Annotated in this window: 5 protein-coding genes and 1 tRNA gene; all 6 read left to right on the forward strand. The window is 68.7% G+C overall.

Annotated features, from left to right (window positions below; translation table 11 throughout):
• Positions 1-707: 707 nt before the first annotated feature.
• Entirely contained in the window at positions 708-1,349 is a 642-nt protein-coding gene (locus FDZ70_06195; GenBank protein TLM76797.1) for a TrkA family potassium uptake protein, read from the forward strand.
• 3 nt (positions 1,350-1,352) lie between these two features.
• Positions 1,353-2,018, forward strand: coding sequence for a TrkA family potassium uptake protein (locus tag FDZ70_06200; protein ID TLM76798.1), 666 nt, complete (start codon positions 1,353-1,355; stop codon positions 2,016-2,018).
• A 229-nt stretch (positions 2,019-2,247) separates the two neighbouring features.
• On the forward strand, positions 2,248-3,675 hold the full coding sequence (locus FDZ70_06205; GenBank protein TLM76801.1) for a TrkH family potassium uptake protein: 1,428 nt from the start codon (positions 2,248-2,250) through the stop codon (positions 3,673-3,675).
• Entirely contained in the window at positions 3,676-4,236 is a 561-nt protein-coding gene (locus FDZ70_06210; protein TLM76799.1) for a hypothetical protein, read from the forward strand.
• A gap of 64 nt (positions 4,237-4,300) precedes the next feature.
• Positions 4,301-4,375 (forward strand) — tRNA-Gly (locus FDZ70_06215).
• A gap of 153 nt (positions 4,376-4,528) precedes the next feature.
• A partial coding sequence (locus tag FDZ70_06220; protein TLM76800.1) for a M23 family metallopeptidase occupies positions 4,529-5,003 on the forward strand: 475 nt, incomplete at its 3' end.

Genomic DNA, 5,003 nt, shown 5'->3' on the forward strand with positions numbered 1-5,003 from the left:
GGCTGTTCTTCGAGTCCGACTCGTGGATGTTCGCCCCGGATGACCTCATGGTCGGGCTGTATCCCGAGTCGTTCTGGGGCGTCATGGGGGCCGCGTGGGTGGCGGTCGCGTCGCTCATCGCGGGCGCGGGCGCCGTCATCGGCGCGCGCCTTCGGAAGACCGCCGGTCGCGCGTTCGCTGGCAAAGTCTGCGGGCTTGTGTACACTGAATCGGGGAAACCAAGGGGAACGAGCACGGATCGGTGACGACCGTGCACGCTCGCCCGAGAGCTGACCGCCGACGGGAGGTGTATGCGAATGCCAGCGAAGGAAGGCTACTGCGTCAAGTGCAAGGCCAAGAAGGAGATCAAGGACGCCAAGGACATCACGATGAAGAACGGGCGTCCCGCGACCCAGGGCGTGTGCCCGGACTGCGGCACGAAGATCTTCAAGATCGGCAAGAGCTAGACCGCCCGTCTTCGTCTCCACATAGCACCGCCGCGAGGCCGTCCCGCACCGGGGCGGCCTCGCTGCGTGGAGGAGTCGCGTCATCCTGGGGCATCCCGTCGCAAGCCGGAAACGTGCGGCGCGCGAAGATGACTAGCGCGAAGATGGCTCTGGCGCGAAGATGGCTCTTGCGGCGTCGCTCTGGCAGGAGTAGCGTTGCGCGTCGTGTGTCACGGCAGGCCGTAGTCGGCCCGCCGTCTCGGCGAGGAGGAGCGTGCCGGCGTGAACGTCATCGTTGCGGGGTGCGGCAGAGTGGGTTCCCAGCTGGCGACCCTGCTGTCCGTCGATGGGCACAACGTCACGGTCATCGACCGCGACGACGCCGCGTTCCAGCGGCTCGGCAGCACCTTCAACGGCGTGACCGTCAAGGGCCTGGCCTTCGACGTCGAGGTGCTCGAAGAGGCCGGCGCTCGTGAGTGCGACACGTTCGCCGCGGTGACCGACCTCGACAACACGAACCTCATGGCGGCCGAGGTCGCCCGCAAGCTCTTCTCGATCCCCCACGTGGTCGCCCGGCTGTACAACCCTGTGCGAGAGCGCACGTACCAGCAGCTCGGCCTCGACTACGTGTGCGGCACCACGCTGGTGGCCGACGCCCTCCTCGACAAGGTCAAGGCGGGCCACGGCCATCACCTGAGCGCGCTCGGCGACGTGGAGCTCGTCGAGTTCAAGGTATCGGCGGACGCCGCCGGCAAGACGGTGCATGACATCGAGGCCCATCACGGCATGCGCATCGCCGCCGTCGCGAGGCGCTCGACCACGTTCGTCCCGCAGGCCGACACGATGCTCGAGCGCGGCGACGTGCTCGTCGCGAGCGTCAAGGACGAGGCGTTCGGCCGCATCACGCACCTGATGGAGGAGTAGGCCGTGTACATCGTCATCAACGGCGGCGGCAAGGTCGGCAGCTACCTCGCGCGCAAGATGTGCGAGTCGGGCCACGGCGTCGCGGTCATCGAGAAGCGGGCCGAGATCATCGAGAAGCTGTCCGAGGAACTCCCGGCCGGCGCGCTCATCATCCAAGGGGACGGCTGCGACGCCGCGCTCCAGGAGGACGCCGGCGTCGCGCGCGCCGACGTGTTCGTGGGCCTGACCGGCGACGACGACGACAACCTCGTCGCGTGCCAGCTCGCCAAGGCGGCGTATGGCGTGCCCCGCGCACTCTCGCGCGTGAACAGCCCCAAGAACGAGCAGATCTTCAACGCGCTCGGCATCGAGGCGATCTCGTCGACGACGATCATCTCGCGCATGATCGAGGAGGAGGCGACGGTCGGGGACATCCGAACGCTGCTCGCGCTGCGCGAAGGCAACATGGCGATCATCGAGATCGAGCTGCCGACCGACCGCTGCACGGTGTGCGGCAAGCCCGTCGCCGAGATCAAGCTGCCGACGGAGTGCGTGCTCATCGCCATCGCGCGCGGGGACGACGCGATCACCGTCCACGGGGACACGCGCCTGCAGCCCGGCGACCGCGTCATCGCGTTCACGAAGACCCAGCACGAGCGTGCGCTCAAGAAGGCGCTGACGGGGGAGTAGCGTGCGCCACGGCGATCACCACCACCGCGGCCTGCTGCGCCGCGAGAACTGGGGCAGGTACGCGGCGGGTATCCTCACGGAGGCCGTGTTCATCCTCGCGCTGACGGGACTGGCGCTGCTGATGGCGGTCGTCGCCTTGGCGGTGTACCGCTAGGTGATCATCCGCCCCCGCCTCGAGGACCACCTCGTCATCGGACGCTACACCGGCAAGGTCATCGTCGGCGTCGGCATGCTGATGGTGCTGCCGCTCGTCACCTCGGTGGCGTTCGGCGAGTGGGACACCGCGCTCGACTTCGTCATCAGCATCGGGGCGTGCCTGACGTTCGGCTTCGGCTCGCAGCTGCTCTGCCGCACCGAGAAGGACCTCGACTGGAGCCACGGCCTGGTGGTGGCCTCGGGGTCCTGGGTGGTCGCGACGATCCTCGGCGCGCTGCCGCACTGGCTCTCGGGTCACGAGGGGTCCTACCTCGACGCGATGTTCGACGTCATGAGCGGCTACACCACGACGGGGCTCTACCTGCTCCAGGATCTCGACCACATCGCGCACGGCCTGAACATGTGGCGCCACCTGCTCACCTACGCGGGCGGTCAGGGCATCGTCGTCATCGCGCTGACGTTCCTGTTCAAGGGGACGGCCGGTGCGTACAAGGTCTACGTCGGCGAGGGCAAGGACGAGCGGCTGCTGCCGAACGTCGTCCAGACCGCGCGCGCGATCTGGCTCGTGTCGCTGACGTACCTCGTGATCGGGACGCTCGCGCTGTGGGTGACCGCGATGTTCCTCGGCCAGGAGCCGGTGCGCGGGCTGCTGCACGCGCTGTGGGTGTTCATGGGCGCGTGGTCGACCGGCGGCTTCGCGCCGCAGTCGTACAACACGCTCTACTATCACTCGCTGTCTTACGAGGTCATCAGCGTCATCATCTTCATCGCCGGCTCGTTCAACTTTGCGCTGCACTGGGCCGTGTGGACCGGCAAGCGGCGCGAGATCGTGCGCAACGTCGAGACGATCAGCTTCGCGATCACGCTGTCGCTCACGGTGCTGATCGCCACGTTCGCGCTGGCGAAGGCGGGCGTCTACCCGGACGCCATGGCGCTGTTCCGCAAGGCGTTCTACCAGCTCGCCTCGGGCCACACGACGACCGGCTTCTCGACGATCTACGCACGCGCGTTCGTCACGCAGTGGGGACCGGTCGGGATGATCGCGACCACCATCGCGATGGCTATCGGCGCGTCGGCGTGCTCCACCGGCGGCGGCATCAAGGGCATCCGCATGGGCGTGATGACCAAGGCGATCCTGCAGGACATCCGCAAGCTCATCTCGCCGGAATCCGCGGTCGTGCGCGCCAAGTTCCACCACGTCAAGGACGTCGCCCTCGACGACGGGCTCGTGCGCACGGCGTTCACGATCACCGTGCTGTACGTGACGCTGTACGGCGCCGGCGCCGTGCTCGGGTCCCTGCACGGGATACCGTTCGTCGACTCGGCGTTCGAGATCGTCTCGGCGGCATCGAACACCGGCCTGTCGTGCGGCGTGACCACGCCGATGATGCCGTGGGACATGAAGGTCGTCTACCTGATCGCGATGTGGCTCGGCCGGCTCGAGTTCATGTCGGTGTTCGCGCTGTTCGGCTTCCTCGTCTCGATGGTGAGGGGCCGGTAGATGGGCGGGCGTGCGATCAGGGCGTGGCTGGCGGCGGCGGTCGTGCTGGCGTGCGTGTTCGCGCCCGGGCTGGCCCTCGCGCAGCAGCCGAGCCCGAACGACCCGACGAGCGCGGAGCTCGTGGAGCGGCCCAAGGAGTTCGACGGGAAGACCGTCGAGTACACCGGCGAGGTCGTGGGCGACCGCATGGTGCGCGGCGACTTCGCGTGGCTCCACATCAACGACGACGCGTACTACCTGAAGAACGTCGAGGAGGGCGCCGAACTCGGCGGCTACAACTCCGGTCACGCGGTGTGGCTGCCTGCGGCGCTCGCCGAGCAGGTGACCACGTTCGGCGACTACCAGCACGAGGGCGACGTGGTCAGGATCGCCGGGACGTTCAACGCCGCGTGCGGCCAGCACGGCGGCGACATGGACATCCACGCGACGTCGCTCGAGGTCGTCACGCCGGGGCATCCCGTGAAAGACCCGATCCACCCGTGGAAGGTCGCGCTCGCGGCGCTGCTCGTGCTGACCGCTGCGGCGGCGTGGTACCTGCACCGCCGGGAGCCGCGGTTCTAGCATCGGGTCCGCGCGCGACGCGTTGGCGCATGCGTGGGCGGTGGGATACGATACGCCGCGCGATGCGGGTGTAGTTCAACGGTAGAGCGTCAGCTTCCCAAGCTGAAAGTTGCGGGTTCGAGTCCCGTCACCCGCTCCAATCGTCACTTTGGTCCGAGGCCGTCGTTCCCTTCGAGGAGCGGCGGCCCGGTGCGTTCCTGCAGCGGGCTTGCAGGAGATCGGCACTGCGCGTCGAACAGGTGTTCGTGACGGCGCCCCTCCCTCTCCGATCGGATCGAGGGAGGGGTGTGTCATGCGCGCGATACGTGTGGCAGTGCTGACGCTGCCGGCGGTGATGTGGCTCCTGGCGGGAGCGCAGGCGGCGGCCGCGGCGCCATGGCCGGTGGCCGGCGGGACGGTGCTGCTCGGCTACGGCGAGTCGTACGCGGTCGGCGGCGCGGTACGGACGCACCTGGGCGCCGATATCGCGGCCAGCGACGGCGCGTGCGTGCGCGCGCCGGCCGATGCGACAGTCGCGTTCCGGGGCAGCGTGCCGGCCGGCGACGGCGGGACCGCGCTCGCGGTCTCGCTCGACCTGGCCGATGGGCGGCGCGTGACGCTGATGCCGCTGGCCGACGTGGTCGTGCGGGCCGGGGAGCGCGTGTCGGCGGGTGATGCGATCGCCGCGGTCGCGGGCCGCGGGGACGCATCCTGTGACGAACCGCACCTGCACGTCGGCCTGAAGTCCGGCGACACCTACCTCGACCCGGCGACGATGTTCGAAGGTG

It is taken from the genome of Actinomycetota bacterium (assembly GCA_005774595.1).
Lineage (GTDB): Bacteria > Actinomycetota > Coriobacteriia > Anaerosomatales > D1FN1-002 > D1FN1-002.